General features: G+C 70.5%; 27 protein-coding genes. 11 read left to right on the top strand and 16 right to left on the bottom strand.

Annotated elements, in window-relative coordinates; genetic code table 11:
• Positions 1-7 precede the first annotated feature (7 nt).
• The 7 genes from AB0B29_RS04015 to clpS all read right to left on the bottom strand — a co-directional run bounded on the left by AB0B29_RS04015 (position 8) and on the right by clpS (position 4,854).
• Positions 8-958 carry a PLP-dependent cysteine synthase family protein gene (locus tag AB0B29_RS04015; protein WP_190197722.1) on the bottom strand — a complete coding sequence of 317 codons (951 nt, stop codon included), beginning with the start codon at positions 956-958 and terminating at the stop codon, positions 8-10.
• A 6-nt stretch (positions 959-964) separates the two neighbouring features.
• The gene (locus AB0B29_RS04020; RefSeq protein ID WP_104779689.1) at positions 965-1,243 is read right to left on the bottom strand and encodes a MoaD/ThiS family protein; all 279 of its coding nucleotides are present in this window, start codon (positions 1,241-1,243) and stop codon (positions 965-967) included.
• A gap of 115 nt (positions 1,244-1,358) precedes the next feature.
• Positions 1,359-1,454 (bottom strand): putative leader peptide, encoded by a 96-nt coding sequence (locus AB0B29_RS04025; RefSeq protein WP_311688247.1) that lies wholly within the window; start codon positions 1,452-1,454, stop codon positions 1,359-1,361.
• 98 nt (positions 1,455-1,552) lie between these two features.
• A complete protein-coding gene (locus AB0B29_RS04030) occupies positions 1,553-1,975 on the bottom strand; it encodes a Mov34/MPN/PAD-1 family protein (protein ID WP_031140077.1) in 423 nt (140 codons plus the stop codon).
• A 132-nt stretch (positions 1,976-2,107) separates the two neighbouring features.
• Positions 2,108-3,532, bottom strand: coding sequence for an amino acid permease (locus tag AB0B29_RS04035; protein ID WP_362233602.1), 1,425 nt, complete (start codon positions 3,530-3,532; stop codon positions 2,108-2,110).
• Between the two features lie 363 nt (positions 3,533-3,895).
• A complete protein-coding gene (locus AB0B29_RS04040) occupies positions 3,896-4,504 on the bottom strand; it encodes a DUF2017 domain-containing protein (RefSeq protein ID WP_362233605.1) in 609 nt (202 codons plus the stop codon).
• Between the two features lie 32 nt (positions 4,505-4,536).
• Complete coding sequence (clpS, locus tag AB0B29_RS04045) at positions 4,537-4,854, bottom strand: ATP-dependent Clp protease adapter ClpS (protein WP_031102986.1); 318 nt, start codon at positions 4,852-4,854, stop codon at positions 4,537-4,539.
• Between the two features lie 184 nt (positions 4,855-5,038).
• Here clpS and AB0B29_RS04050 point away from each other — a divergent pair, with 184 nt between their 5' ends.
• Positions 5,039-6,385, top strand: coding sequence for a nicotinate phosphoribosyltransferase (locus tag AB0B29_RS04050; protein WP_362233608.1), 1,347 nt, complete (start codon positions 5,039-5,041; stop codon positions 6,383-6,385).
• 124 nt (positions 6,386-6,509) lie between these two features.
• Complete coding sequence (locus AB0B29_RS04055) at positions 6,510-7,100, top strand: nicotinamidase (RefSeq protein WP_362233611.1); 591 nt, start codon at positions 6,510-6,512, stop codon at positions 7,098-7,100.
• A gap of 19 nt (positions 7,101-7,119) precedes the next feature.
• Here AB0B29_RS04055 and AB0B29_RS04060 read toward each other — a convergent pair whose 3' ends face one another.
• Both AB0B29_RS04060 and AB0B29_RS04065 read right to left on the bottom strand, forming a co-directional pair.
• Complete coding sequence (locus AB0B29_RS04060; RefSeq protein ID WP_362233614.1) at positions 7,120-7,464, bottom strand: hypothetical protein; 345 nt, start codon at positions 7,462-7,464, stop codon at positions 7,120-7,122.
• A gap of 122 nt (positions 7,465-7,586) precedes the next feature.
• Positions 7,587-9,935, bottom strand: coding sequence for an immune inhibitor A domain-containing protein (locus AB0B29_RS04065; protein WP_362233617.1), 2,349 nt, complete (start codon positions 9,933-9,935; stop codon positions 7,587-7,589).
• Positions 9,936-10,349: 414 nt separating this feature from the next.
• Between AB0B29_RS04065 and AB0B29_RS04070 the strand changes: the two genes are divergently transcribed.
• Entirely contained in the window at positions 10,350-10,628 is a 279-nt protein-coding gene (locus AB0B29_RS04070) for a hypothetical protein (RefSeq protein ID WP_436845786.1), read from the top strand.
• Between the two features lie 44 nt (positions 10,629-10,672).
• On the opposite strand, the gene AB0B29_RS04075 is transcribed toward AB0B29_RS04070, so the two are convergent.
• Together AB0B29_RS04075 and AB0B29_RS04080 are read right to left on the bottom strand one after the other, a co-directional pair.
• Entirely contained in the window at positions 10,673-11,458 is a 786-nt protein-coding gene (locus AB0B29_RS04075; RefSeq protein ID WP_362233621.1) for an RDD family protein, read from the bottom strand.
• A 60-nt stretch (positions 11,459-11,518) separates the two neighbouring features.
• A complete protein-coding gene (locus AB0B29_RS04080) occupies positions 11,519-13,195 on the bottom strand; it encodes an RDD family protein (protein ID WP_362233624.1) in 1,677 nt (558 codons plus the stop codon).
• Positions 13,196-13,441: 246 nt separating this feature from the next.
• On the opposite strand from AB0B29_RS04080, the gene AB0B29_RS04085 reads away from it, so the two are divergent.
• The gene (locus AB0B29_RS04085) at positions 13,442-13,852 is read left to right on the top strand and encodes an SsgA family sporulation/cell division regulator (RefSeq protein WP_362233627.1); all 411 of its coding nucleotides are present in this window, start codon (positions 13,442-13,444) and stop codon (positions 13,850-13,852) included.
• Between the two features lie 13 nt (positions 13,853-13,865).
• Here AB0B29_RS04085 and AB0B29_RS04090 read toward each other — a convergent pair whose 3' ends face one another.
• Positions 13,866-15,281, bottom strand: coding sequence for an FAD-binding oxidoreductase (locus AB0B29_RS04090; RefSeq protein WP_362233630.1), 1,416 nt, complete (start codon positions 15,279-15,281; stop codon positions 13,866-13,868).
• Positions 15,282-15,455: 174 nt separating this feature from the next.
• On the bottom strand, positions 15,456-16,601 hold the full coding sequence (hppD, locus tag AB0B29_RS04095; RefSeq protein ID WP_362233632.1) for a 4-hydroxyphenylpyruvate dioxygenase: 1,146 nt from the start codon (positions 16,599-16,601) through the stop codon (positions 15,456-15,458).
• Positions 16,602-16,724: 123 nt separating this feature from the next.
• Between hppD and AB0B29_RS04100 the strand changes: the two genes are divergently transcribed.
• From AB0B29_RS04100 to AB0B29_RS04130, 7 genes are read left to right on the top strand one after another with little or no spacing between them, the layout of a single operon-like run.
• A complete protein-coding gene (locus tag AB0B29_RS04100; RefSeq protein WP_362233635.1) occupies positions 16,725-17,195 on the top strand; it encodes an Lrp/AsnC family transcriptional regulator in 471 nt (156 codons plus the stop codon).
• A gap of 19 nt (positions 17,196-17,214) precedes the next feature.
• Positions 17,215-17,862: an ABC transporter permease gene (locus AB0B29_RS04105; RefSeq protein WP_234845622.1), complete on the top strand. Its 648-nt coding sequence runs from the start codon at positions 17,215-17,217 to the stop codon at positions 17,860-17,862.
• On the top strand, positions 17,855-19,114 hold the full coding sequence (locus AB0B29_RS04110; protein WP_362233638.1) for a betaine/proline/choline family ABC transporter ATP-binding protein: 1,260 nt from the start codon (positions 17,855-17,857) through the stop codon (positions 19,112-19,114). The genes AB0B29_RS04105 and AB0B29_RS04110 overlap by 8 nt, the downstream gene beginning before the upstream one ends.
• Positions 19,111-19,911 carry an ABC transporter permease gene (locus AB0B29_RS04115; RefSeq protein WP_362233640.1) on the top strand — a complete coding sequence of 267 codons (801 nt, stop codon included), beginning with the start codon at positions 19,111-19,113 and terminating at the stop codon, positions 19,909-19,911. Before AB0B29_RS04110 ends, AB0B29_RS04115 begins: the two co-directional genes overlap by 4 nt.
• Positions 19,908-20,873 (top strand): glycine betaine ABC transporter substrate-binding protein, encoded by a 966-nt coding sequence (locus tag AB0B29_RS04120; RefSeq protein WP_362233643.1) that lies wholly within the window; start codon positions 19,908-19,910, stop codon positions 20,871-20,873. Before AB0B29_RS04115 ends, AB0B29_RS04120 begins: the two co-directional genes overlap by 4 nt.
• 47 nt (positions 20,874-20,920) lie before the next feature.
• Entirely contained in the window at positions 20,921-21,508 is a 588-nt protein-coding gene (locus AB0B29_RS04125; protein ID WP_436845787.1) for an ArsR/SmtB family transcription factor, read from the top strand.
• A gap of 10 nt (positions 21,509-21,518) precedes the next feature.
• The gene (locus AB0B29_RS04130; RefSeq protein WP_362233648.1) at positions 21,519-21,689 is read left to right on the top strand and encodes a hypothetical protein; all 171 of its coding nucleotides are present in this window, start codon (positions 21,519-21,521) and stop codon (positions 21,687-21,689) included.
• On the opposite strand, the gene AB0B29_RS04135 is transcribed toward AB0B29_RS04130, so the two are convergent.
• The 3 genes from AB0B29_RS04135 to AB0B29_RS04145 all read right to left on the bottom strand — a co-directional run bounded on the left by AB0B29_RS04135 (position 21,686) and on the right by AB0B29_RS04145 (position 25,523).
• Positions 21,686-22,477, bottom strand: coding sequence for a S16 family serine protease (locus AB0B29_RS04135; protein WP_362233650.1), 792 nt, complete (start codon positions 22,475-22,477; stop codon positions 21,686-21,688). The two genes, AB0B29_RS04130 and AB0B29_RS04135, sit on opposite strands and share 4 nt — an antisense overlap.
• Before the next feature lie 241 nt (positions 22,478-22,718).
• Positions 22,719-23,360: an IclR family transcriptional regulator gene (locus AB0B29_RS04140; RefSeq protein ID WP_351628082.1), complete on the bottom strand. Its 642-nt coding sequence runs from the start codon at positions 23,358-23,360 to the stop codon at positions 22,719-22,721.
• Between the two features lie 363 nt (positions 23,361-23,723).
• Positions 23,724-25,523, bottom strand: coding sequence for a DEAD/DEAH box helicase (locus AB0B29_RS04145; RefSeq protein WP_362233653.1), 1,800 nt, complete (start codon positions 25,521-25,523; stop codon positions 23,724-23,726).
• Between the last annotated feature and the right edge of the window lie 66 nt (positions 25,524-25,589).

A 25,589-nucleotide genomic window follows, 5' to 3' on the forward strand; every position in this document is an offset into this window, starting at 1 on the left:
CCGTCGGCTACGCCCAGAGCTGGCCCTGGAGGGTGTCGATGGCTTCCTCGGTGGTGGCCGCCGTGTAGACGCCGGTCGAGAGGTACTTCCAGCCGCCGTCGGCGACGACGAAGACGATGTCGGCCGGCTCCCCGGCCTTGACGGCCTTCTTGCCGACGCCGATCGCGGCGTGCAGTGCGGCGCCCGTGGAGACACCGGCGAAGATGCCCTCCTGCTGGAGCAACTCGCGGGTGCGGGTGACAGCGTCCGCGGAGCCGACGGAGAAGCGGCTGGTGAGGACGGACGCGTCGTACAGCTCGGGGACGAAGCCCTCGTCGAGGTTGCGCAGGCCGTAGACCAGGTCGTCGTAGCGCGGTTCGGCGGCGACGATCTGGACGTCCGGCTTGTGCTCGCGCAGGTAGCGGCCGACGCCCATGAGGGTGCCGGTGGTGCCGAGGCCGGCCACGAAGTGCGTGACGGACGGCAGGTCGGCGAGGATCTCGGGGCCGGTCGTGGCGTAGTGGGCGCCCGCGTTGTCCGGGTTGCCGTACTGGTAGAGCATCACCCAGTCGGGGTGCTCGGCCGAGAGCTCCTTGGCGACGCGCACGGCGGTGTTGGAGCCGCCCGCCGCCGGGGAGGAGATGATCTCCGCGCCCCACATGCCCAGCAGGTCCCGGCGTTCCTGCGAGGTGTTCTCCGGCATCACGCAGACGATGCGGTAGCCCTTGAGCTTCGCCGCCATGGCCAGGGAGATGCCGGTGTTGCCCGACGTCGGCTCGAGGATGGTGCAGCCCGGGGTGAGTCGGCCGTCCTTCTCCGCCTGCTCGATCATGTGCAGAGCGGGGCGGTCCTTGACCGACCCGGTCGGGTTGCGGTCCTCCAGCTTCGCCCAGATGCGGACGTCGGCGGACGGCGACAGCCGCGGCAGGCGCACCAGGGGGGTGTTGCCGACCGCGGCCAGGGGGGAGTCGTAGCGCATAGTTGATCAGACCATGCCGCCGGCCACGGCCGGCAGGATCGTGACGTTGTCGCCGTCCGACAGCTTGGTGTTGATGCCGTCGAGGAAGCGGACGTCCTCGTCGTTGAGGTAGACGTTGACGAAGCGGCGCAGCTGGTCGCCGTCGACGATGCGGGCCTGGATGCCGGCGTGCCGGGTCTCGAGGTCGGTGAAGAGCTCGGCGAGGGTGTCTCCCTTGCCCTCCACTGCCTTCTGACCGTCGGTGTAGGTGCGGAGGATGGTCGGGATGCGGACCTCGATGGCCATGGCTTCAGGGCTCCTGTCGGGAGTAGTCGATCGGGGCGCGCGGCAGCGCAGGAACAGCAGGTGGTGCGTGTGTGCGGCGCCGCGGCTCACGGCCGTACGGCGGCAGGGACGGGCGTCAACAGATGGCGCTGGCGAGCCTGCACAGGTCGACGTGCAGCCGCGCCACGAGCAGATCGCCCGGCGTCTTTTCGCTCACGTCGTGGAAAACCATGGGCTCATCGTATCGATTCCCGGTCCGGGTACTGGAATGTGATCCCACATGGCGGACGTTTTCGGGCCGGGGAGTGAGACCGCCCTGTTCAGGCGTTCTCAGTAGGCCTCGACGACCTGCACCTCTTCCTCCGTGACCTCGCCCTCGACGATGCGGAAGGAGCGGAACTGGAACTCTCCGGCCCCGTCGGTGTCGGCGGTGGAGACCAGGACGTAGTGGGCGCCGGGCTCGTTGGCGTAGGAGATGTCGGTGCGCGAGGGGTAGGCCTCGGTGGCGGTGTGGGAGTGGTAGATGACCACCGGCTCCTCGTCGCGGTCGTCCATCTCCCGGTAGAGCTTGAGCAGGTCGCCGGAGTCGAACTCGTAGAACGTGGGCGACATGGCCGCGTTCAGCATGGGGATGAAGCGCTCGGGGCGGTCCGAGCCGGCCGGTCCGGCGACGACGCCGCACGCCTCGTCGGGGTGGTCCTTGCGCGCGTGGGCGACGATCTGGTCGACGAGGGCCTGGGTGATGGTCAGCATGCTCGCCAGGATAAGCAGAAGGGCCGTTCCGTACCGAGGGTTGGTACGGAACGGCCCGTATGCCGGACGCCCTGAGCGGCGGCCGCAGGGAGTGCCACGAGTACTCCCTGCGGCGGGCGTCCCGCGGGTTGGTCAGCCGACCTGTTCGAACGCCGGGTCGCGGCGCTCGGTGAGCTGGGGGTTGCGGCGCTTGAGGAACGCCCAGCCGATACCGAGGGCGACGGCCCAGCCGGCGGCGACGTACAGGCAGACCCGGGCGTCCTTGTCGTAGGCGATCATGCAGGTGACGCCGATGAGGAAGATCAGCGCGACCCAGCTGAAGAGGGCTCCGCCGGGGGCGGGGAAGGCGGAGGCGCGCAGCCGTCCCGCGTCGACGGCGGCGCGGTAGCGGATGTGGCTGACGAGGATCATCATCCAGGTCCAGATGCCGGCCGCGGTGGCGACGGAGGTGACGTAGAGGAACGCCTTCTCCGGGACGACGTAGTTCAGGACGACGCCGATGCCCATGAGCGCCACGGAGACGGTGATGCCGACGGCGGGCGTCTTACGGGCGTTGAGCTTGCCGAAGGCGCTCGGGGCCTCGCTGTTGGCGGCCAGGTCGCGCAGCATGCGGCCGGTGGAGTACATGCCCGAGTTGCAGGACGACAGGGCGGCGGTGAGCACGACGAAGTTGACGATGCCCGCCGCGAGCGGGATGCCGATCTCGCCGAAGGCGTGCACGAAGGGGCTCTCACCGGCGGAGAAGTCGGTCCACTTGACGACGGAGAGGATCACCAGCAGGGCGCCGACGTAGAAGACGATGATGCGCCAGGGCAGGGTGTTGATGGCCTTGGGCAGGGTCTTCTCGGGGTTCTCGGACTCGCCCGCGGTGACGCCGACGAGCTCGACGGCGAGGTAGGCGAACATGACGCCCTGGAGGGTCATCAGGCTGGAGCCGATGCCGTTGGGGAAGAAGCCGCCGTGCGCCCAGAGGTTGGAGACGGTGGCGGTGTCACCGGCGTCGGAGAAGCCGAGGGTGAGCACGCCGAGGCCGATGACGATCATGCCGATGATGGCCGTGACCTTGACCATCGAGAACCAGAACTCGACCTCGCCGAAGATCTTGACGGAGATCAGGTTGACGCCGAAGAGCACCACGAGGAACACCAGGGCGCTGACCCACTGCGGGATCTCGGGGAACCAGAAGTGGATGTAAATGGCGGCGGCGGTGAGTTCGGCCATGCCGGTGACCACCCACATGAGCCAGTACGTCCAGCCCGTGACGAACCCGAAGAACGGGCCGAGGAACTCGCGGGCGTACTCGGCGAAGGAGCCGGAGACCGGGCGGTAGAGCAGCAGCTCGCCCAGCGCTCGCATGATGAAGAAGATGATCACGCCCGCGAGGGCGTACATGAGGATGATGCTGGGTCCGGCCTTGGCGATGTTCGCCCCGGCGCCCATGAACAGGCCGACGCCGATGGCGCCGCCGATCGCGATCATCTGGACCTGACGGCTGCCGAGTCCGCGCTCGTAGCCCTCTTCAGGTGCTTTCTCCGTGTCGACCTGCGCAGAGGTCATGTGTGGTGCGCCTTTCTCCATGCCGACCCGGGCCCTCGTCGGCCTCGGATCGGGTTTCGATCCCCCCGGAATGATGGAGCTGAGCGGGCCGCGAGCCCGCTCGTGCCTGGCCGGCGGTCGCCGGCTCGGTGGCGCACCCGGCCGAACATTCGGGTGGTGTTCTGCCGGGCGGTCGTGAAGATTTATCACGCCCGAAACACTGATCACAGGGGCGCCCTGTGGCGCACGACACAGGGAAAAGCAGACAAAACGCACCCAGAGGGGCCATAGGCGGCGGGTGCGGTGACGGGATCGTTATCCGGATTTGAGTGTCCTCTGAGCGAACACCGTTCGATCACTCGGCGGTCACGAAATCCGCACCGATCAGGGCATAAGGGTTCCGACCAGCGTCTCCTGGAGTCCACCGAGCCACAGGTAGGCCATCACCATCGGCTTGCGCGGGTCGTCGTCCGGGAGGCGGTAGAGGAGGTCGGTGTCCTCGTCGTCGGTGATCTCGAGCCGCGAGCCGATCGCGAGCCGCAGGTCGTTCAGGGCCCCCAGCCACTGCTGGGACTCGGCCGGCGACAGCTTCAGCACGGCACCGCCCTCACCGGCGGAGGCCGAGGAGAGCGCGTCGAGGGAGCGGATCACCGCGAGGGCGCTGTCCCGCTTGCCGGCCCGCAGGTCGTTCTCCGTGTAGCGGCGGAACTCCGCGGAGTGCGCCCGCTGCTCCTCGGCGTCCCGTGCCGAGGCGGGCTGCTCGGGGTCGCTGTAGGCGTCCGGGAAGAGCCGCCTGAGCACCGGGTCGCTGGGCGGCTCGCTCGGGCCCTCGGCGAACAGCTCGGCGAGCGGGTCGTCGGGGGCGTCCGCGGCGGGGCCGGGGCCGATGAGCTCCAGGAGCTGGACGGCCAGCGACCGGATGATGGAGATCTCGACGTCGTCGAGGGCGACGGCCGCGCCGCCGCCGGGGAGCGGTTCGAAGGTTCCGGGCATGAACGCCTTTTCGCTGCTGGGCGGGGTGCTGGCTACTTGCGGTCCTGCTGGAGGGTGGCCCACAGGCCGTAGCCGTGCATGGCCTGCACGTCGCGTTCCATCTCCTCGCGGCTGCCGCTGGAGACGACCGCCCGGCCCTTGTGGTGGACGTCGAGCATGAGCTTGGTGGCCTTGTCCTTGGAGTAGCCGAAGTACGACTGGAAGACGTACGTCACGTAGCTCATGAGGTTGACCGGGTCGTTGTGGACGATCGTGACCCACGGGACATCCGGCTCGGGTACGGCGAAGACCTCCTCCGCCGACTCGGTGCGTTCGATCTCCAGGGGCGCGGGTGACGTCACACTGCCCATGCTGCCACCCGAGGGGGGTAGTCGCACAAACGGGCCTGGCCGTAAGGGGATCGCGTCTCCCGGGACGGCAATCGTCAGATTGACGAAATGGGGGTACGCTCCTCACCATACGCAGGACACCGGGGGACGGCCCCCGGACCTACGGCCGACGGGCCACCCGGCGAGAACGGCGAGGAGAGCGGAAGTGGACGTAGCGGATCTTGGGCTGCCGGTGGACGTACCCTCGACGGCTCTGTTCACGGACCAGTACGAGCTGACGATGCTGCGGGCCGCCCTCGCGTCGGGTACGGCCGAACGGCGGAGCGTGTTCGAGGTCTTCACCCGGCGGCTACCGAACGGGCGCCGCTACGGCGTCGTGGGAGGCACCGGCCGGGTGCTGGACGCGGTGGAGAACTTCCGTTTCGACACGGCCGTGCTGAACTTCCTGCGCGAGCGGGAGATCGTCGACGAGGAGACCCTGCGGTGGCTGGCCGGTTACCGGTTCAGCGGCGACATCTGGGGCTATCCCGAGGGGGAGGTGTACTTCCCGGGCTCGCCGATCATGCGGGTCGAGGGCACGTTCGCCGAGTGCGTCCTGCTGGAGACCGTGATCCTGTCGATCCTCAACCACGACTCGGCGATCGCGGCGGCGGCCTCGCGGATGTCGGCGGCCGCGGGTGACCGGCCGCTGATCGAGATGGGCGCCCGGCGCACGCACGAGCTGGCGGCGGTGGCGGCCTCCCGGGCCGCGTACGTCGGCGGTTTCGCCACCACCTCCGACCTGGCGGCCGGCTTCCGCTACGGCATCCCCACCGTCGGCACCTCCGCGCACGCCTTCACCCTGCTGCACGACAGCGAGCGGGACGCCTTCCGGGCCCAGGTGCACACGCTGGGCCGGGGCACCACCCTGCTGGTGGACACCTACGACGTCGCCGAGGCGGTCCGCGCGGCCGTCGAGGTCGCCGGGACCGAGCTGGGCGCGGTGCGGATCGACTCCGGCGACCTGCTGCTGGTGGCGCACCGGGTGCGCCAGCAGCTGGACGAGCTGGGCGCCACCGACACGAAGATCGTGGTGACCTCCGACCTCGACGAGTACGCGATCGCCTCACTGGCCGCGGCGCCGGTGGACGCGTACGGCGTCGGGACGCAGCTGGTGACCGGCTCCGGCCACCCCACGTCCTCGATGGTCTACAAGCTGGTCGCACGCGCCGAGTCCACCGACCCGAAGGCCCCGCTGGTGCCGGTGGCGAAGAAGTCCACCGGCGGCAAGACGTCGGTGGGCGGGCGCAAGTGGGCCGCGCGGCGGCTGGACTCCTACGGGGTCGCCGAGGCCGAGGTGCTCGGCACCGGGCCGGTGCCGGCCGCGCTCGCGGACCGGCAGCTGCTGGTCGAGCTGGTCAAGGGGGGCGAGGTGGTGGCGCGTGAGCCCCTGGACGCGGCGCGCGAGCGGCACACGAGGGCGCGCGCGGGTCTGCCGATGTCGGCCACGCAGCTCTCGCGCGGGGAGCCCGTCCTTCCCACGGAGTACCTGCACGAGAGCTCGGGTAGCTAAAGGCGGTGTGCCGATGTGCGCCGACCCGCGACCCCTCCCGTCCGCTCCCCTTCGTCAATAGGCTCGGTGGTGCACCGGCCGGGCCTGCCGACCTCACTGACCTCATAGCCGAAGGACACCGACCATGCGCCGCGCCTTGATCGTCGTCGATGTGCAGAACGACTTCTGTGAGGGGGGCAGTCTCGCGGTGTCCGGCGGTGCCGATGTGGCCGCCGCCGTCACGGAGCTGATCGGGCAGGCGGCCGGGTCCGGCTACCAGCACGTCGTGGCCACCCGCGACCACCACATCGCCCCGGGCGGCCACTTCTCCACGAACCCGGACTACTCCCGCTCCTGGCCGGCGCACTGCGTCGCCGGCACGGAGGGCGTCGGCTTCCACCCCAACTTCGCCCCCGCCGTCGCCTCCGGCTCGATCGACGCGGTGTTCGACAAGGGGGCGTACTCGGCGGCGTACAGCGGTTTCGAGGGGGCCGACGAGAACGGCACGTCCCTGGCCGACTGGCTGCGCTCCCGTGAGGTCACCGAGGTCGACGTGGTCGGCATCGCCACGGATCACTGCGTACGGGCCACGGCCCTGGACGCCGCCCGGGAGGGCTTCCGTACGCACGTCCTGCTCGACCTGACGGCCGGGGTGGCCCAGGAGAGCACCGAGCGGGCCCTTGAGGAGCTGCGCGGGGCGGGCGTGGAGCTGTCGGGCAAACCGGTCGTGCAGTAGTCCCGGGTCCCGGCGCGGGTCAGGTGTGGGCCGCCGGGCGCCGCAGGAGGGCCCTGATCGGGCGCCACAGCTCCTGGACCAGCTCCGGGCCGGCCGCGACACCGTTGTCCGGGGCCGTGCGCCATATCAGGCCGTCGGGGTGGTGCAGGACCGCGGTGATCTCGTCGGGGGTCGGCGGGGCGGCGTTGCCGCGCAGGTAGACCGACCGCAGACCGAGGTTGCGGAGCCTGGTCAGGGCCCGGGCGCGGTTCACGGAGTGGACGAGGACGCGCACTGCGCCGGGGCCGTCGGCGGCGGGGCTGGGCAGGTTCAGTGCCACCACCACCGTGCCGTTCGGCAGCTTGCAGAAGCCTCCTGCGGCCATGCGCTCATCCCCCCGTGTCGGTCGGTGTCAATAAGAGAGCCACAGGACGCACCTAAACACGGATCGGCGGTGACCCGCCAGTGGGTCACCGCCGATCATGTTCTGACCTGCAAGGATGCGGATTACCTACCCGCTGCGCCGACCTCCAGCTCGATCGTCGAGCCGTCCTTGGCCTCCTTGAGGATCTTGATCTTCGTGTTGGTGTCAGTGATCTTGACACCCGCGGTCGGGTTCGACTCGTCGTAGTAGTCGTTCTTCCGGTCGTTGAAGACCGAGACGCCCTTCGAGCCCGGGATGTACTTCGCCACGTCCGCCTTGTGCAGCGTCATGCCGTCGGTGCGGTAGAGGCTGAACGGCGAGTCGTAGGCCTGGATGCGGTTGCGCATCAGCGTGCCGTCGGCCCACTTCAGCTGGTCCGGGTGCGAGTCGATCGGCAGGACCAGACCGGTGCCCTGGTGCTTGCTGGTGTTGTTGTCCGCCTGGGAGGTGTCCCACTTCCAGATCAGCAGGCCGTTCTGGTACGCGTAGTGCTCCACCCAGTCCGGGCGCGCCGTGAAGCCGAAGTTGTACGGACCGACCTTCAGCGTCTTGTCGTACGACACGTACTGCCGGTTCTCGGCGATGTAGTACTGCGCGTAGTCCTTGGTGAAGGACGCGCCGATGCGGGAGAAGCCGGTGGCCTTCCACGCGTCGTCCGCGCTCTCGGCGTTGTCGGTGAAGACGGGGGCGCCGTCGGCGGTCAACGCGATCGAGTCGGCCGTGAAGCCCTTCATCGCCAGGCCGCCGTCGGTCTGGTAGCGGAAGCGCAGGTCGATCTTCTTGCCGGCGTAGGCGTCGAGCGGGAAGGCGAGCTTCTTGTAGCCGTCGACCGTGCCGGTCAGGACCGGCTTGTCGCTGCCGTCACGCGGGATCGGCTTGCCGTCCACCGTGCCGTCCAGGGCGGTCCAGTTGGCGCCGCCGTCGGTCGAGACCTCGGTGTAGAGGTAGTCGTAGTTGGCCTCGATCTCGTACCAGCCGTCGAGGGTCAGCTGCGCCTTGGACTTGCCGGTCAGGTCGACCGAACGCGTCAGGGTGTTCTTGAGGTTGTCACCGCTGCCGCTCCACCACTGGGTCTTGCCTTCGGCGGGGGTGACGAGCTCGGTGGTGACCGCCTTCTTGGGGAGGTCGACGACCAGGGCCTGCTTGTGCTTGGTGTTGTACTCGGCCACGCCCAGCTTGTGCCAGGAGTTGACGCCGGCCTTGGCCTTGTCGTAGTTCAGCCAGCCGAGCTGCAGCTTGTCCCAGGCGGTCATGTCGCCGGGCAGGTCACCGATCTCGTTCCTGCCGGTGCCGAGCCAGGAGCCGGACGACATCAGCGTCCAGAAGCCGGTGGAGTTCTCGCCGCCCGAGGTGTCGTAGTGGTCCGGCAGACCGAGGTCGTGGCCGTACTCGTGGGCGTAGACGCCGAGTCCGCCGTTCTCCGGCTGGACGGTGTAGTCGCCGACCCAGATGCCGGTGTCGCCGATCTTCGCGCCGCCGAGCTTGTTGTTCGCGGGGCCGGTGGCGCCGGCGTCGGTGCCGAAGGCGTACCAGCGGTGCGCCCAGATCGCGTCGGTGCCCTGGGCGCCGCCGCCCGCGGACTCGTCCTCGCCCGCGTGCACGATCTGGAAGTGGTCGATGTAGCCGTCGGGCTCGTTGAAGTCGCCGTCGCCGTCGAAGTCGTAGCGGTCCCACTCGTCGAACCGGGCGACGTCCGCCTTGATCTGGGCGTCGGTGCGGCCCGCGGCCTTCTGCTGCGCGACCCAGGAGTTCAGACCGTCGCTGACGACGTTCCACACGCTCGGGCAGTTGGTGTCACCGCAGGCGTTGTTGCCGTAACGGGCCTCGTTGTAGGGGACCTTGACCCAGTCGGAGACCTCGCCGTCGACGGAGTAGCGGCCCGAGGACTGCTTCTCGTAGTAGGTCTTGACCGAGTCGACGCCCTTGCCGTGACCGAAGTACAGGTCCTGGAAGTACTCCTGGTCGTAGTCGGCCCTCCACGCCGTGGAGTTGTCCTTCTTGCGGTCGGGCTTGGGTATCGCGTTGTGCAGCGGGCCCGCGGTGCCGCCGTAGCGGCTGTCGACCTTGTCCCCGAACTCGACCAGGATGGTGAAGATCTTGTCGGTCTTCTCGCGGCCGAGCTCGACGTACTTGTCGTCGCCCTTCTTGCTCTTGAGCTGGACGACCTTCGAGCCCTCGCGGTTCTTGACCTTGCTCTTGCCGGATATGACCTGCTTCAGGGCCTCCTGGCGCTGAGCGTCCTGCGTCTTGCTCAGCGGGCCTTCGAGGTCGTGCTCGTCGTGGTGACGATCCGCCGGGTCGTGCCGGTCCACGGTGGTGGGCCGGGGGGCCGAGGCGTCGTCGGCCACCGCGTACGTCGAGGCGGTGGCGGTGGCCGCCGCGAGCGCCACGCTTATGGCGGCCGCTCTGAACGTCCAGGTTCTACTGGTCACTTGAGATCCTCCCCCGCGTTCGTGCGCGCGGCAGGCGGGGTCCCGGTCGTGGAAGGTCCGCGCGCGCGTGATCAACGCGTGTAGTCAAGTGACGACATTTGACTAGAGGTTTAGAAGAAAAGACAGACCTTGACTTGGACAGGTCAAGTGCATTATGCGGAGACGAGGTTCGTTTTACGGACAACCAAACGGTTGTCCCGCGTCCCTCCGACCGGCCGTGCGGGCGCGTGCACATGTCCACTACATGGACGTCATGACTCCGTGCGCCCCCCGTGCACCGCCCTTGTTGATTAGGTCACGCTTACCGCCGGTTCCGGTCGGGCACCCTGCCCGAGAGAATGTCGTTCGGCGGAACGCCCTCAAGCCGGCGGATTGCCGGGCCGACACCCCGTGGACCCCACATTCGAGGACATGATGGCCATGCCCCGTCCGACTGCCGCACAGCTCGCCTACGGTGCGTGCACCGTGATCTTCTCCACCCTCGCCATGCTGCTGCTGTCCCAGACGAGTTCGGGCGCGGGGATCGCGGTGATCGCCCTCGCGGCGCTCGCCCTCGGGTTGCTGGTCGCCATGACGGTGCCACTGCCCGGGAAGCGCCCGGCCGCGGTGGAACAGCCCGCTCCCCCCGAACCGCTCCGGGCCTCGGTCCCGGCACCGGCCCCGGAGCCGGTGCGCGAACGGGCGGCCTCCTGACCACCCGCTGACCCCTCTTCACCGCCCGCGGTTCCCCAGTCGCCTCATCTGGTGCTGACCACGACCGTTTTGGCCGCCTTGTCGTGCAGGCCCTGTTTGTAGGGCCGGTCGAAGTAGCTCCAGCCGCCCGAGATCGCGATCCAGAAGCAGAAGCAGCAGAAGGCGAACGGGAGCCACAGCACCGCGGCGCGCGTCAGCGCGGTCTGCACGGAGGGCGTGGAACCGTCGTCCAGTCTGGCCACGCGCATACGCAGCAACTTCTTGCCGAGGGTCTGGCCGGTCCTGGCGGTCAGGACGGTGTCGTAGGCGATGTAGAGGACGGCGGCGACCACGGACTGCCAGAGCGACCTGCCGAGCTCGATGCGGTCGCTGTCCACGTCGTACTCGTCGACGTTGAAGCCCCAGCTGAGCAGCCAGACGACGGCACCGACCAGGATCATGTCGATGATGCGCGCGAGCGTGCGCTGGACGCTGTCGCCGAGCGGGGGCATGCCGGCGAGGGGATCGGTGGGGTAGGAGCCGCCGCCGTACGGATCACCGCCGTAGGGGCCGCCACCGGGGGGACCACCACCGGGCGGGCCGCTGCCGAACCCGCCGCCCGGGCCACCGCCGGGGCCCTCGGGGCCACCCGGGCCACCGCCAGGAGCGCCGGGGCCACCTGGGCCACCTGGGCCACCTGGGCCACCGCCAGGGTCTCCCCCGTACGGCGGGGGTTCGCCGGCCGGGGGCGTGCCAGTGCCGTCGCCGGGATGGTCGTTCGGGGGGCGCTTCCTGAACGGGTCTTCATCCGGCGGCTGCTGACCGGAGCCGGGGGGCGGTTCACTGCTCATGGGCCGAGTCGACCGCGAACCCCCGCCCTCCGCATCCGGCAGACGGCTGTCCGAGGGAGCTCAGCCCGCCACGAACGTGTGCGCCGCCTTGTCGTGCCAGCACTGGCGCCAGGGCCGGTCGAAGAGGCACCAGGCCATGCCGACGATCCCGACGACGAGGAGCCCGGGCAGGCTGTAGACCAGCCAGCGGCGCAGGGCCGCGCCGAACTCCGGGGAGTCGTGCCCCTCGATGTCCCTCACCTCGAGGCCCATGAGCTTCTTGCCGAGGGTGCGGCCCCACTTGGCGGTGGGCAGCACCTCGCACAGGACACCGGCGAGCAGCAGGACGGCCAGGATGATGCCGAGGTGGACGGAGGTGGTGCCGTCGAGCAGCCAGACCGTGACCGTCTCGCCGGAGAGCTTGGCCGCGTCGATCTTCTCGTTGACGTGGTCGATCGCCGCGGTGCCGAGCGGTACGGCGGCCGTGGCGGTGAGGGCGGCGAGGACGACGGTGTCCAGCAGCCGGGCGACGAGACGCTTGCCGAGTCCGGCGGGGCGGGCCTCGGCCTGGCGCCGGGCGGCCGCCTGGAACACGTCCTCGACCGGCGGCTTCCAGGGCGCGACGGGCTGCTCGTCACCGCCTCCGGATCCGGCGAGCCGGTGCACCTGCTGCGCCCAGGAGGACTGGCCGCCGCCGGGCCCGGGGCTGAGCGGCGCAGCGGAGGCGGCGGGCTGTGCGCTGCCGGGCGCGCCGGACTGCGGGGGGACCGTGGGGGCGGCCTGCGGTCCGGACAGTGCCGTCGGGGCGGCCCCGGCGGCTTGGGCGGCGGCAGTCCCGGCCGCCACCTGCGCGGCGGAGGCCCGGGCGGCGGCCGCCTTGCCGGCGCCGAAGCCGGGCCCCGCTGAGCCGCTGCCGGAACCGGTCGGCCCGGCCTGCGCGCCGAACGCGGGCCCCGACGGGCTCTGGCCGGCCCCCGCCGCACCGGACCGGCCGCCGGAGGCGGGCGCCGCCGAGCCACTGCCCGAGCCGGCCGGCCCGAAGCCACCGCCGACCGCCCCGGCCTGCGCGCCGAACCCGGGCCCGGGCGCGCCACCGTCCGCCGCCCCCGGCCCACCGGCCGGGCCCGGGCGTGGGGACACCGCGCGGAACGTCATCGTGCCGTCGTCGGGGGTGTCGGCCGGGGCCGCCTCTCCCCCGGGCTTCCCCGTCGGGCGGCGGAACACGAACGTGCTGCCCCCCGCCGCGGCCTGCGCCTCCCGGTCGGCCGGGGCGACGTCGCCGGTGCCGTCGGCGCGGGCGGGCTCCCCGTCGGGCCGCCGGTCGGCGTGTGGCAGCCTCGGGTCACCGCCCTGGGCGCCCTGCGGGGCCGCGCCCTGCGCCCCCTGCGGCGCGCCCCACGAGACACGGCGGTCGTGGTCGCCGCCGAAGCCCGTCTGCCGGGAGCGGTCGGCGCCCCAGGCGGAGGCAGGTTCGGGACGGCTGCCGTGCTGCGCGTCGGCGGCCGAGGGCGACTCGGACGGCTCCGCGACCGGGTCCTCGTCGAAGAAGTGCGGGCCGGTCTCCTCGACCGAGGCGGGCTGCGCCGCCCCCGCTCCGGGCGGCGGCGCGAGCGACTCGCCCTCCCCGGGCGCCGGCCGGCTGGTGCCCGGCACCCAGGAGGCACCGTTCCAGTACCGGACATATCCAGGGATGGAAGGGTCCGGGTAATACCCTTCGCGGGGCCTGTCGTCACCGGGGGCCGGGGTTGGGGCGCTCATGTCCGTCGTCCCGTATCTGCTCGGGGGCCAAATGGGGGCCTCCACATCTATCAGACGAGCGCAAGCCCCACGGCCGCTCCCACCGGACCCGCCCCTTTCGAGCACCGATGTGCTACGCCCCGGGCCCCTCGGAACGGTTCCCCCTGCGAAAAAACTTCCGGCAAGCCGCGTAATGCCGTGGCCGCGGCCCGCTCTCTCCTCCTGACCGGCCCTCGAGGGCAGCCGTCAGGAGAAGGGAAGACCGCCATGCACACCGTCGTGGAGCGGGAACTGGAGCTGAAGCTCGTCCTGTCGCCCGAGCGCAGGATCCCGGTGCCCGCCCGGCTCGGGTACCTCACGGACGACCCCTACGCCGTCCACGTCACCTTCCACACCGACACCGAGCACCCGGTGTACTGGACGTTCGCCCGGGACCTGCTGGTGGAGGGCGTGTTCCGGCCCTGCGGGCAGGGGGACGTGCGGGTGTGGCCGACCAGGGCGGAGGGGCGCAGCGTCGTGCTGATGGCGCTGAGTTCACCCGACGGGGACGCCCTGCTGGAGGCTCCGGCGGCGGCGGTGTCGGCCTGGCTGGAGCGCACGCTGCGGGTGGTGCCGCCGGGGACGGAGGGTGAGCAGCTCGGGCTGGACGACGAACTGGCCCAGCTGCTCGCCCAGTGAGAGGGGCCGGGCCTCAGAAGAGCTTGCCCGGGTTCAGGATGTTCAGCGGGTCGAAGGCCTGCTTGACGGCCCGTTGCATCTCCATGCCCACGGGGCCGATCTCGCGCGCCAGCCACTCCTTCTTCAGGACGCCGACGCCGTGTTCGCCGGTGATGGTGCCGCCGAGTTCGAGGCCGAGGGCCATGATCTCGTCGAAGGACTCGCGGGCGCGGCGGGACTCGTCGGGGTCCGCCGGGTCGAAACAGACCGTCGGGTGGGTGTTGCCGTCGCCCGCGTGGGCCACGACCCCGATGGTGAGCTGGTACTTCCCGGCGATCCGGTCCACCCCTTCGAGCATCTCGGCGAGCCGGGAGCGGGGCACGCACACGTCGTCGATCATCGTCACGCCCTTGACCGCCTCCAGCGCGGTGAGCGACAACCGCCGGGCCTGGAGCAGCAGTTCGGACTCGGTCACGTCGTCGGCGGGGACCACCTGGGTGGCACCGGCCGCGTCGCACAGGGCCCCGACGGCGGCCAGGTCGGCGGCGGGCGCGGTGGTGTCGAACGCGGCCAGCAGCAGCGCCTCGGTGCTCTCGGGCAGGCCCATCTGCGCCATCGCGTTGACGGCCTTGACCGTCGTACGGTCCATGAGTTCGAGGAGTGACGGGACGTGGCCGCCCTCCATGATCCGGCACACGGCGTCGCAGGCGGCGGCGGCCGAGGCGAACTCGGCGGCCAGCACCAGCTGCTCGGGCGGCTTGGGGCGCAGCCCGAGGACGGCCCGTACGACGATGCCGAGCGAGCCCTCGGAACCGACGAACAGCCGGGTCAGGTCATAGCCGGCGACGCCCTTGGCGGTGCGGCGGCCGGTGGACATCAGGCGGCCGTCGGCGAGGACGACGTCGAGGCCGAGGACGTACTCGGCGGTCACCCCGTACTTCACGCAGCACAGGCCGCCGGAGGCGGTGCCGATGTTGCCGCCGATGGTGCACATCTCCCAGCTGGAGGGGTCCGGCGGGTAGTAGAGGCCGTGTTCGCCGACGTCCCTGGACAGGGCGGCGTTGACGACGCCGGGCTCGACGACGGCGATGCGGTCGACCGGGTTGATCTCCAGGATCCGGTCCATCTTCGTCAGGGACAGCACGATGCAGCCGTCGGAGGCGTTGGCGGCGCCGGACAGTCCGGTGCGGGCGCCCTGCGGGACGACGGGGACGCGCAGGGCGGTGGCCGTGCGCATCACGTGCTGGACCTGCTCGGTCGTACGGGGCAGCACGACCACGGCCGGGCTGCCGGCCGGGCAGAAGCTCGCCATGTCGTTGGCGTAGGAGGCCGTGACGTCGGGGTCGGTGAGGACCGCTTCGGCGGGCAGGCCGCCGAGCAGCAGATCCACGAGGTCGCCGGTCGCTGCGGTGTCCTCGGAGCGGGGCGCTTCGATACGGCTCATGATCACAGGTTCGCACCCGGTGCCACCGGTGTGAACCCGTCGGCGGCAGCCTTGGGCTGCCCGGGTGCCGGGACGGCAGGGGCGGGACGGCAGGGGTGGGTCGTGCGGGTGCCCCGTGACACCCGCACGACCGTGACACCCCACGACCCGCGGCACCGCACGATCCGCGCGGCACGGCGGCTACAGGTTGCCGCGGCGCTCCTGCTCACGCTCGATCGCCTCGAACAGGGCCTTGAAGTTGCCCTTGCCGAAGCCCATCGAGCCGTGGCGTTCGATGATCTCGAAGAAGACGGTCGGACGGTCCTGGACCGGCTTGGTGAAGATCTGCAGCAGGTAGCCGTCCTCGTCGCGGTCGGCGAGGATCTTCAGTTCGCGCAGGGTGTCGATCGGCACGCGGGTCTCGCCGACCCACTCCCCCAGCGTGTCGTAGTAGGAGTCGGGCGTGTTGAGGAACTCGACGCCGGCCGCGCGCATCGTGCGGACCGTCTGCACGATGTCGTTCGTGTTGAGCGCGATGTGCTGCACGCCCGCGCCGCCGTAGAACTCCAGGTACTCGTCGATCTGGGACTTCTTCTTGGCGATGGCCGGCTCGTTGATCGGGAACTTGACCTTGAGCGTGCCGTCGGCGACGACCTTCGACATCAGGGCGCTGTACTCGGTTGCGATGTCGTCGCCCACGAACTCCTTCATGTTCGTGAAGCCCATCACCTTGTTGTAGAAGCCGACCCACTCGTTCATCCTGCCGAGCTCGACGTTGCCGACGCAGTGGTCGATCGCCTGGAAGGTGCGCTGGGCGGGCGGCTCGACGATCGGCTTGGCCGCGACGAAGCCGGGCAGGTACGGGCCGTCGTAGCCGGAGCGCTCGACGAGGGTGTGGCGGGTCTCGCCGTAGGTGGCGATGGCGGCCAGGACGACCGTGCCGTGCTCGTCCTTCCGCTCGTACGGCTCGGCGACCGAGCGGGCGCCGTGCTCCAGGGCGTAGGCGTAGGCGACGCGCGCGTCCGGGACCTCGATGGCGAGGTCGACGACACCGTCGCCGTGTTCGGCCACGTGCTTCGCGAGGAAGTGGCCCCAGTCCGTGGTGGGCTTGATGACCGAGGTGAGGACGAAGCGGGCGGAGCCGTTCTCCAGGACGTACGCGGCGGTCTCGCGGCTGCCGTTCTCCGGTCCGGAGTACGCGACCAGCTTCATGCCGAAGGCGGTGGAGTAGTAGTGCGCCGCCTGCTTGGCGTTGCCCACGGCGAAGACGACCGCGTCCATTCCCTTGACCGGGAAGGGGTCGGCCTGCCGGGCGGTGTCGGGAGTGTGGTGTGTGGTCTGCGTCATAGCCGCAGGGTCTCCCTGCCCGGCAAGGTGCGCAATAGTTTGCGTTTCGGCTGGGCAATCTGTTCAGCAACACGGCCGTATCGTCGGCCGTTCTGTACAGGATGACCATGCCGGGAGGCGGCTGTGGCGATCGATCATCTGGACGGCCGGATCATTCTGCTGCTGGCCCGGGAGCCGCGGATCGGGGTGCTGGAGATGTCCCGGCGGCTGGGGGTGGCCCGGGGCACCGCGCAGGCGCGGCTGGACCGGCTTCAGTCGAACGGAGTCATCCGCGGATTCGGTCCGCAGGTGGACCCGGCCGCGCTCGGCTATCCCGTCACGGCGTTCGCGACGCTGCAGATCCGGCAGGGGCAAGGGGCGGACGTACGGGCGCACTTGGCGACCGTGCCGGAGGTGCTGGAGCTGCACACGACCACCGGCTCCGGGGACATGCTGTGCCGTCTCGTGGCCCGCTCCAACGCCGATCTCCAGCGTGTGATCGACCGGGTCGTCGGTTTTGATGGCATCGTCCGGGCCTCCACGGCGATCGTCATGGAGAACCCCGTTCCGCTGCGGATCATCCCGCTCGTGGAGCAGGCCGCGGAGGAGACCTGACGTGTAGGGGTGAGCGCGTGTGAACTTCTGGGAGTACCTGGTCAACCGGCACCAGCAGCTGCTCACGGACGCCTACCAGCACGCGAGCGTGGTCTTCCAGTGCATGGTCGTCGCGACGGCGCTCGGGGTGCTGATCGGTGTGGTCACCTATCGCAGCGAGTGGGCCGGGAACCTGGCGACCACCACCACCGCCACCATCCTGACCGTGCCGGCGCTCGCCCTGATCGGTCTGCTCATCCCCCTGGTGGGCCTCGGAGTGCCGCCCACGGTGATCGCTTTGACGCTGTACGGGCTGCTGCCGGTCGTGCGCAACGCGATCGTCGGACTGCGCGGGGTCGATCCGGCGCTGGTGGACGCGGCCACGGGCATCGGGATGTCCCGGCCGGCCCGGCTGCTGCGGATCGAGCTGCCGCTGGCCTGGCCGCCGATCCTGACCGGGATCCGCGTCTCCACCCAGATGCTGATGGGCATCGCGGCCATCGCGGCGTACGCCTCCGGCCCCGGACTCGGCAACGTCATCTTCCGCGGCCTCGCCTCGCTGGGCAGCGCCAACGCACTCAACCAGGTCCTCGCGGGCACGCTCGGCATCATCATCCTGGCGCTGCTGTTCGACGCCGCCTACGTCCTGATCGGGCGGCTGACCATTCCCAGGGGGATCCGTGCCTGAGACCGGTGACCACGGTGCCTCCATCGAGCTGGAGGGCCTGACCAAGCGCTATCCGGGCAGTGCGCAGCCGGCCGTGGACAACGTGAGCATGCAGATCAAGGCGGGCGAGGTCGTCGTCCTGGTCGGCCCCTCGGGCTGCGGGAAGTCCACCACGCTCAAGATGATCAACCGGCTGATCGAGCCGACCGGCGGTCGCATCCGCATCGGCGGCGAGGACGTCACCGACATGGACCCGGTCAAGCTGCGCCGCAAGGTCGGCTACGCCATCCAGTCCGCCGGGCTCTTCCCGCACATGACGGTCGCGCAGAACATCGGGCTCGTCCCGAGGATGATCGGCTGGCCGAAGGCACGGATCAAGGAGCGGACCGAGGAGCTCCTCGACCTCGTCGGCCTCGACCCCGGGGAGTTCCACGGCCGCTACCCGCGCCGGCTCTCCGGCGGACAGCAGCAGCGCGTGGGCGTGGCCCGGGCGCTGGCCGCCGATCCGCCGGTGCTGCTGATGGACGAGCCGTTCGGGGCGGTGGACCCGATCACCCGCGACCACCTCCAGGACGAGCTGATCCGCCTGCAGCACGAGCTGCACAAGACGATCGTCTTCGTCACCCACGACTTCGACGAGGCGATCAAGATCGGCGACCGGATCGCCGTGCTGCGCGAGCGGTCGCACATCGCACAGTTCGACACCCCCGAGGCGATCCTCACCAACCCGGCGGACGACTTCGTGTCGGGATTCGTGGGCGCGGGCGCGGCGCTGAAGCGCCTGAACCTGACCCGCGTACGGGACGTGGAGATCACCGACTATCCGACGGTCACGGTCGACGACCCGTTGCAGCAGATCTTCAACGAGCTGCGGACCAGCGGCAGCAACGAGATCCTGCTGCTCGACCGGCGCGGTCGTCCCTACAAGTGGCTGCGGCGCGGCGACCTGATGCGGGCCCGGGGCTCGCTGGCCCGTGCCGGAACCCTGGTGAACGACACGGTCACCCGGGACGCGACCCTGCGCGACGCGCTGGAGGCGGTGCTCACCGACAACGCCGGGCGGGTGGCGGTGACCGGGCGGCGCGGCGAGTACACGGGCGTCGTCGACATGGAGACCCTGATGAACTCCGTGCACGAGATGCTGGAGGCGGACCGGCTCGACGCGATGGAGCACCAGCACGAACTCCAGTCGCTGCGGGCCTCGCAGACGCATGCCGAGCAGGAGGGGGCCGCGGGCCCGGCGGGCGTGGGCGGCCCGGGAGGGGAGCGGTGACGGCCACGGAGGTCGGGGAGACCTCCGAGCCGGTCGAGGAGGCGCCCCCGGCGGAGCGGGCGCCCGCCCGTCTGACCTGGCAGAAGCTGACGTTCCTGCCGGTCGCCCTGATCGCCGTGCTGCTCGCCACCTGGCTCTGGTTCCAGCAGGCCGACCTGGACGCGCTCACCCGCAACGCCCTGTCGGGCGGCCAGGTCACCAAGGCGCTGTGGCAGCACATCCAGCTGACCGCGATCTCCACGTTCTTCGTGCTGATCATCGCGATCCCGCTGGGCATCCTGCTGACCCGCGGGGCGATGAGCAGGGCCACCCCGGTGGCGATGGCGTTCGCCAACACGGGCCAGGCGACCCCGGCGATCGGCCTGCTCGCCCTCCTGGTGATCTGGCTGGGCATCGGCCGCAGGGCCGCACTGATCGGCATGATCATCTACGCCATCCTGCCGGTGCTCTCCAACACGATCACAGGCCTGAAGGCGAACGACCCGACCCTGCTGGAGGCGGCCCGCGGGATCGGCATGTCCCCCACCGGGGTGCTGAGGCGGGTGGAACTGCCGCTCGCGGTCCCGCTGATCCTCGCGGGTGTGCGCACGGCCCTCGTCCTGAACGTCGGTACGGCGACCTTGGCGGTCTTCGGCGGGGGCGGCGGCCTCGGTGTGCTGATCACGACCGGGATCACCAACCAGCGGATGCCGGTGCTGGTGCTGGGCTCGGTCCTCACGGTGGTGCTGGCGCTGCTGGTGGACTGGCTGGCGTCGATCGTCGAACTGCTGCTGCGCCCGCGGGGGTTGCAGCCATGAGAAGGCCGACGCGCCTGGTGTCCGCCGGCCTGCTGCTGGCAGCGGCCGGCTGCGGCCTGACCAGCGGCTCTCCCCTGACCGACGATGTGAAGCCGGGCTCGATCGGCCGGGGTGAGCCGCTGAAGGGCGCGCATCTGACGGTGACGTCGAAGTCGTTCACCGAACAGCTGATCCTCGGCTCGGTCATGGGCATCGCCTTCGAGGCGGCCGGAGCGGACGTCATCGACCGCACCGGCATCCAGGGATCCATCGGCAGCCGCGAGGCGGTCCGCAAGGGCGATGCGGACGCCGGGTACGAGTACACGGGCACGGCCTGGATCACGTACCTCGGGCGCAGCAGGCCGATCACCGATCCGCGGGAGCAGTGGGAGGCGGTGAAGAAGGAGGACGCGAGGAACGGGCTGGTCTGGCTGCCGCCGTCGAAGCTCGACAACACGTACGCGCTGGCGATGAACCAGCAGAACGCGAGGAAGTACGGCACGAAGACCATGTCGGAGGTGGCGAAGCTGGCGAAGTCCGATCCGGGGGCCGTGAAGCTGTGCGTGGAGGTGGAGTTCGCGAACCGGGCGGACGGGCTGCCGGGCATGCAGAAGGCCTACGGCATGAGCGTGCCCGCGCGGAACATCACGCAGATGGACACCGGGATCATCTACACGCAGACCGCGAAGGGCAACTGCACGTACGGGGAGGTGTTCACCACCGACGGGCGCATCAAGTCCATGAACCTGGTGGTGATGGACGACGACAAGAAGTTCTTCCCCAACTACAACGCCGCGCCGATGATCAACGCCAAGTCCCTGAAGGAGTGGCCGGCGATCGCGGAGGTCCTGAACCCGGTGACGGCGAAGCTGGACAACTCCGTGGCGCAGACGCTGAACGCGAAGGTGGACGTGGACGGGGAGGATCCGCACCAGGTGGCGCTGGACTGGATGGTGGAGGAGGGGTTCGTCGAGGAGGGGTGAGTTACAAAGAGACCGTTGCAAAGAGAGCTTTGCAACGCTACCTTTGCATCGTGAGCGAGCCCGAGAACACCTCCGTACGACAACTCGACGCCCGATCCCTGCGGGGACTGGCACACCCCCTGCGCATGCAGCTGCTGGACGCCCTGCGCTTCGGCGGCCCGGCAACCGCGTCGCAACTGGCCCAGAAACTGCACGAGTCCAGCGGGGCCACCAGCTACCACCTGCGCCAACTCGCGGAGTACGGCTTCATCGAGGACGCACCCGAGCACGGCAAGGGGCGCGAGCGCTGGTGGAAGGCGACGCACCACGGCCTCCGCTTCGACGACGCCCTGCTCACCGACTCCGATCCGGCCGTGCGCGGCGCGGCGGACCTGTACCTGCACGAGGTCGCCACCACGCACGCCCGGGACCTGTCCACGTGGCTGGGCAACCGCGACTCATGGCCCGAGGAATGGAGCGACTCCTGGGACATGAGCAGCGCGACGCTGAGTCTCACTCCCGAACTGACCCGCGAACTCGTCGAGAAGATGCACGACCTGGTCGAGACCTACCGCGACCGCGCCGCCGCCGAGGACGCACCCGGCACCGAGCAGATCCGCATCCACACGCACGCCTTCCCCGTCCGCACCGACTGAAGGGTCAGCCATGCACCCGGACATCCACCTCGCACTGCACCACGCCCGCGCCGCCGAACTCCGCGCCGAGACCGAACCCCGTCCGGCGCACCGCCCCGAACTCCGTACGCGTGTGGGCTGGGCCCTCATCGAGGTCGGGCTGAAGCTCGCCGCCCGGCCCGGGCCGGTCCCGGCCCACTAGCAGCCGGGGACGGAACCCTTCCCCGTCTCCAGGGCCACCAGTGAACTCACCGTGCTCTTCAGCGTGGTCACCGGAATCAGCCGCAGCCCCTTCGGAAGCTCGGCGCGAGCGTCACCGCACTCCGCCTTGGGGACCAGGAACACCGTCGCCCCGTCCCGCTTCGCGGCCTGGGTCTTGAGGGCGACGCCCCCCACCGCACCGACCCGGCCGGCCGCGTCGATCGTGCCCGTACCGGCGATGACCCGGCCACCGGTGAGATCCCCACCCGTGCCGTCGCCGTCGAGCTTGTCGATGATGCCGAGGGAGAAGAGCAGCCCCGCGCTGGGGCCGCCCACGTCCGCGAGCTTCAGGCTGACCTTGACGTCCTTGTCGTCGAGGCCGAGGTACCCCAGCGCGGCCTGCGTCGCCGCGTCCTGGGACTCCTTCATCTGCCGCTCGTTGTGCTGCTCGATCTCCTTGACGTTGTCCCCGCTCGGGTAGACGGAGTCGCGCGGCATGACCGCCTGGTCGGTGCGGAACCAGCTGTCGATGACGTCGGGGAACGAGACCCGGGTGTCCGGGGAGGTCGCCTCGATGGTGGTCATCCGCAGCTGGCCCTCGGTGTGCCGGACCGGCGCACCGGAGATGGTGATCACCTCCGTGCCCTTGTTGTCGCCGAGCACGTTCGCCGTCAGCCCCGGCTGCGCCACCGAGAACGGCAGCGGCGCGAACACCGCCGTCGCGAGCAGGGCCACGACGGGCAGGGCGCAGACGGCGATGGCCTGGGGGCGCGTGAGGCGAGAGAACACGGGGTCAATCTAACGCGGCACGGAGATACGGCCGGGACCAGGGCGTCGGGGGCCCGAGCGGAGAGGCCTCCGGCGCCGGCGCACGGCGTGTGGCCACCGGTAGGGCAGGGGGCCGACGGCCGGCGCACGGCGTCCCGCGCCGGTGCGGGGAAGCCTCGGGTCCTCGGCGCGAGTCCGGCCACCGGTGCGGCAGGTGGCCGACGGCCGGCGTCCCGCGCCGGTGCGGGCGGGCGGCCGGCTGTCAGCGCAGGGCCTCCGCGACCTCCCGGGCCGCGTCGACCACCCTCGGCCCCACCCGTTCGGGCACCGCCTCGGCCAGCATCACCACGCCCACGCTGCCCTCGACGCCCGTCACGCCCAGCAGCGGTGCCGCGGCCCCCCAGGCGCCCGCCTCCAGCTCCCCGTGGGTCAGCATGTAACCGGGTTCGGCCATCGGGTGCTGCCGGGCCGCGAGTATCGCCTTGCCGGCGGCGCCCCGGTCCAGGGGATGGCGGAACCCGGCGCGGTAGGCGACGTGATAATCCGTCCAGGTCGGCTCAACGACGGCCACGGCCAGCGCGTCCGCCCCGTCGACCATGGTCAGGTGCGCCGTCGCGCCGATGTCCTCGGCCAGTGACCGCAGCGCCGGCATCGCGGCCTCCCGCACCAGCGGATGGACCTGGCGCCCCAGACGCAGCACGCCGAGCCCGACCCGGGCACGCCCGCCCAGGTCACGGCGTATGAGGGCGTGCTGTTCCAGCGTGGCGAGCAACCGGTACACGACGGTCCGGTTCACTCCCAGCCGGAGGGAGAGTTCGGTCACGGTCAGCCCGTGGTCCGTGTCGGCGAGCAGCTTGAGGACACGCAGTCCCCGGTCGAGCGTCTGGGAGGTCTCCGCGGTCACGACGCCCACTCCTTAGTGGTGAGGTCGGCGGCTCCCCGGTCGGCGGATGCGTCACCGAGTCCCGTCGGTGACGCGCTTCAGAGGCCGCCGATCGGTCGGCGGCCCGGCCTGTCCGGACCGCGTCGCTTCACGGCTGCGCTCCGCGGCGGCGCTGCCACGGGGCGTGTGCGTAGCGGGACAGTAGCGAAGCAGGTTCGCTGAGCGGAAGTCTCCGTCCAGAATCCGGGCACACAGACGGGCGTAGTGCTGGAATTTGCGGCGGTATGAGCGCCCCCACGGGGGCGCGGGGCTGTGCCGATGTGCGGCTCCGCCGCGTGGGCGCGCTCAGCCACACACAAGCCGCAGCCGATGGACCACGGAAGCTCACTTCATCCGGGTCGCCCACTCCTGCACCTTGGCGATCCGCTGCTGCAGCTGCCCCGCCGTCGCCTCCGCCGCCGGAGGCCCCCCGCACACGCGACGCAGCTCCGTGTGGATCACCCCGTGCGGCTTGCCGCTCTGGTGGACGTAGGCGCCGACCATCGTGTTGAGCCGGCGCCGCAACTCCATCATCTCCTTGTGGGAGACCACGGGCCGCCGCTCGGCGGGCACTTCGAGCAGGTCGGCTTCCGCGTCCGGCTTCTTGCGGCTGTGCGAGATCTGTTTGGCCTGCCGCTTCTGGAGCAGCAGCTGCACCTGGTCGGGCTCCAGCAGCCCCGGGATGCCGAGGTAGTCCTGCTCCTCCTCGCTGCCCGGGTGGGCCTGCATGCCGAACTCGGCGCCGTTGTACATGACCCGGTCGAAGACGGCGTCGGACTCCAGCGCCTCGAAGGGCAGCATGTCCTGCTCGCCGGTGTCCTCGTCCTGCTCCCGGTTCGCCTCGTCCATCTCCTTCTCGGACTCGGCGTACGGGTCCTCCTCGCCCTCCTTCTTGGGCTTGTCGAGGACGTGGTCGCGCTCGCGCTCCATCTCGTTGGCGAAGGAGAGCAGGTCGGGCACGGTCGGCAGGAACACGGAGGCGGTCTCGCCACGCCGCCGGGACCGTACGAAACGCCCGACGGCCTGGGCGAAGAAGAGCGGGGTCGAGATGGTGGTGGCGTACACGCCGACCGCGAGCCGCGGCACGTCGACGCCCTCGGACACCATCCGCACCGCGACCATCCACCGGTCGTTGTTGGCGCTGAACTCGTCGATCCGCTCGGAGGCCCCGGAGTCGTCCGACAGCACGAGGGTCGCCTTGTCGCCGGTGATCTCCCGGATGAGCTTGGCGTACGCACGCGCCGAGTCCTGGTCGGAGGCGATGACGAGGGCGCCCGCGTCCGGGATGGCCTTCCGGACCTCGGTCAGGCGCTGGTCGGCGGCGCGCAGCACGGACGGCATCCACTCACCGCGCGGGTCGAGGGCGGTCCGCCAGGCCTGGCTGACGGCGTCCTTGGTCATGGGCTCGCCGAGCCGGGCGGCGATCTCGTCACCGGCCTTGGTGCGCCAGCGCATGTTGCCGCTGTAGGAGAGGAAGATGACGGGCCGCACCACGTTGTCCGCGAGGGCGTTGCCGTAGCCGTAGGTGTAGTCGGCGGCGGAGCGCCGGATCCCGTCGTTCCCCTCCTCGTACGTCACGAAGGGGATGGGGTTGGTGTCGGACCGGAAGGGCGTACCGGTCAGGGCGAGCCGTCGCGTCGCGGGCTCGAAGGCCTCGAGGCAGGCCTCGCCCCAGGACTTGCTGTCACCGGCGTGGTGGATCTCGTCGAGGATGACGAGCGTCTTGCGCTGCTCCACCCGGTTCCGGTGCAGCATGGGCCGGACACCGACACCCGCGTACGTCACGGCGACCCCGTGGTACTCCCGGCCGAGCGGCCCGGCGCTGTACTCCGGGTCCAGCTTGATGCCGATCCGCGCCGCGGCCTCGGCCCACTGCTTCTTCAGGTGCTCGGTCGGCGCCACCACCGTCACCTGCTGGACGACGTGGTGGTGCAGCATCCAGGACGCGAGCGTCAGCGCGAAGGTCGTCTTGCCGGCGCCGGGGGTGGCGACCGCGAGGAAGTCCCGCGGCTGCTCCTGGATGTACTTCTCCATCGCGCCCTGCTGCCAGGCGCGCAGCTTGCTGGCGGTACCCCAGGGGGCGCGGCCGGGGAACGCCGGGGACAGGTGGTGCGAGGCGGAACTGGTGCCGGCGGTGGTAGTCACGGTCTCCGTTGGGGGTCGGGCGGCTCGTGCGAGGGAGCCTGACGGCTCGGCTACGTATGACAACCG

Origin of the sequence: Streptomyces tibetensis (assembly GCF_040647715.1) — a bacterium.
GTDB classification, from domain to species: Bacteria; Actinomycetota; Actinomycetes; order Streptomycetales; family Streptomycetaceae; genus Streptomyces; species Streptomyces tibetensis_A.

Coding starts and splice junctions, on each gene's coding strand:
- clpS (WP_031102986.1), bottom strand. CDS start 4,854: ATGGGCAGTGTGACGTCACCCGCGCCCCTGGAGATCGAACGCACCGAG.
- AB0B29_RS04085 (WP_362233627.1), top strand. CDS start 13,442: ATGCACACCGTCGTGGAGCGGGAACTGGAGCTGAAGCTCGTCCTGTCG.
- AB0B29_RS04075 (WP_362233621.1), bottom strand. CDS start 11,458: ATGAGCAGTGAACCGCCCCCCGGCTCCGGTCAGCAGCCGCCGGATGAA.
- AB0B29_RS04025 (WP_311688247.1), bottom strand. CDS start 1,454: ATGGTTTTCCACGACGTGAGCGAAAAGACGCCGGGCGATCTGCTCGTG.
- AB0B29_RS04020 (WP_104779689.1), bottom strand. CDS start 1,243: ATGGCCATCGAGGTCCGCATCCCGACCATCCTCCGCACCTACACCGAC.
- AB0B29_RS04055 (WP_362233611.1), top strand. CDS start 6,510: ATGCGCCGCGCCTTGATCGTCGTCGATGTGCAGAACGACTTCTGTGAG.
- AB0B29_RS04070 (WP_436845786.1), top strand. CDS start 10,350: ATGGCCATGCCCCGTCCGACTGCCGCACAGCTCGCCTACGGTGCGTGC.
- AB0B29_RS04040 (WP_362233605.1), bottom strand. CDS start 4,504: ATGCCCGGAACCTTCGAACCGCTCCCCGGCGGCGGCGCGGCCGTCGCC.
- AB0B29_RS04015 (WP_190197722.1), bottom strand. CDS start 958: ATGCGCTACGACTCCCCCCTGGCCGCGGTCGGCAACACCCCCCTGGTG.
- hppD (WP_362233632.1), bottom strand. CDS start 16,601: ATGACGCAGACCACACACCACACTCCCGACACCGCCCGGCAGGCCGAC.
- AB0B29_RS04035 (WP_362233602.1), bottom strand. CDS start 3,532: ATGACCTCTGCGCAGGTCGACACGGAGAAAGCACCTGAAGAGGGCTAC.
- AB0B29_RS04080 (WP_362233624.1), bottom strand. CDS start 13,195: ATGAGCGCCCCAACCCCGGCCCCCGGTGACGACAGGCCCCGCGAAGGG.
- AB0B29_RS04030 (WP_031140077.1), bottom strand. CDS start 1,975: ATGCTGACCATCACCCAGGCCCTCGTCGACCAGATCGTCGCCCACGCG.
- AB0B29_RS04060 (WP_362233614.1), bottom strand. CDS start 7,464: ATGGCCGCAGGAGGCTTCTGCAAGCTGCCGAACGGCACGGTGGTGGTG.
- AB0B29_RS04130 (WP_362233648.1), top strand. CDS start 21,519: ATGCACCCGGACATCCACCTCGCACTGCACCACGCCCGCGCCGCCGAA.
- AB0B29_RS04120 (WP_362233643.1), top strand. CDS start 19,908: ATGAGAAGGCCGACGCGCCTGGTGTCCGCCGGCCTGCTGCTGGCAGCG.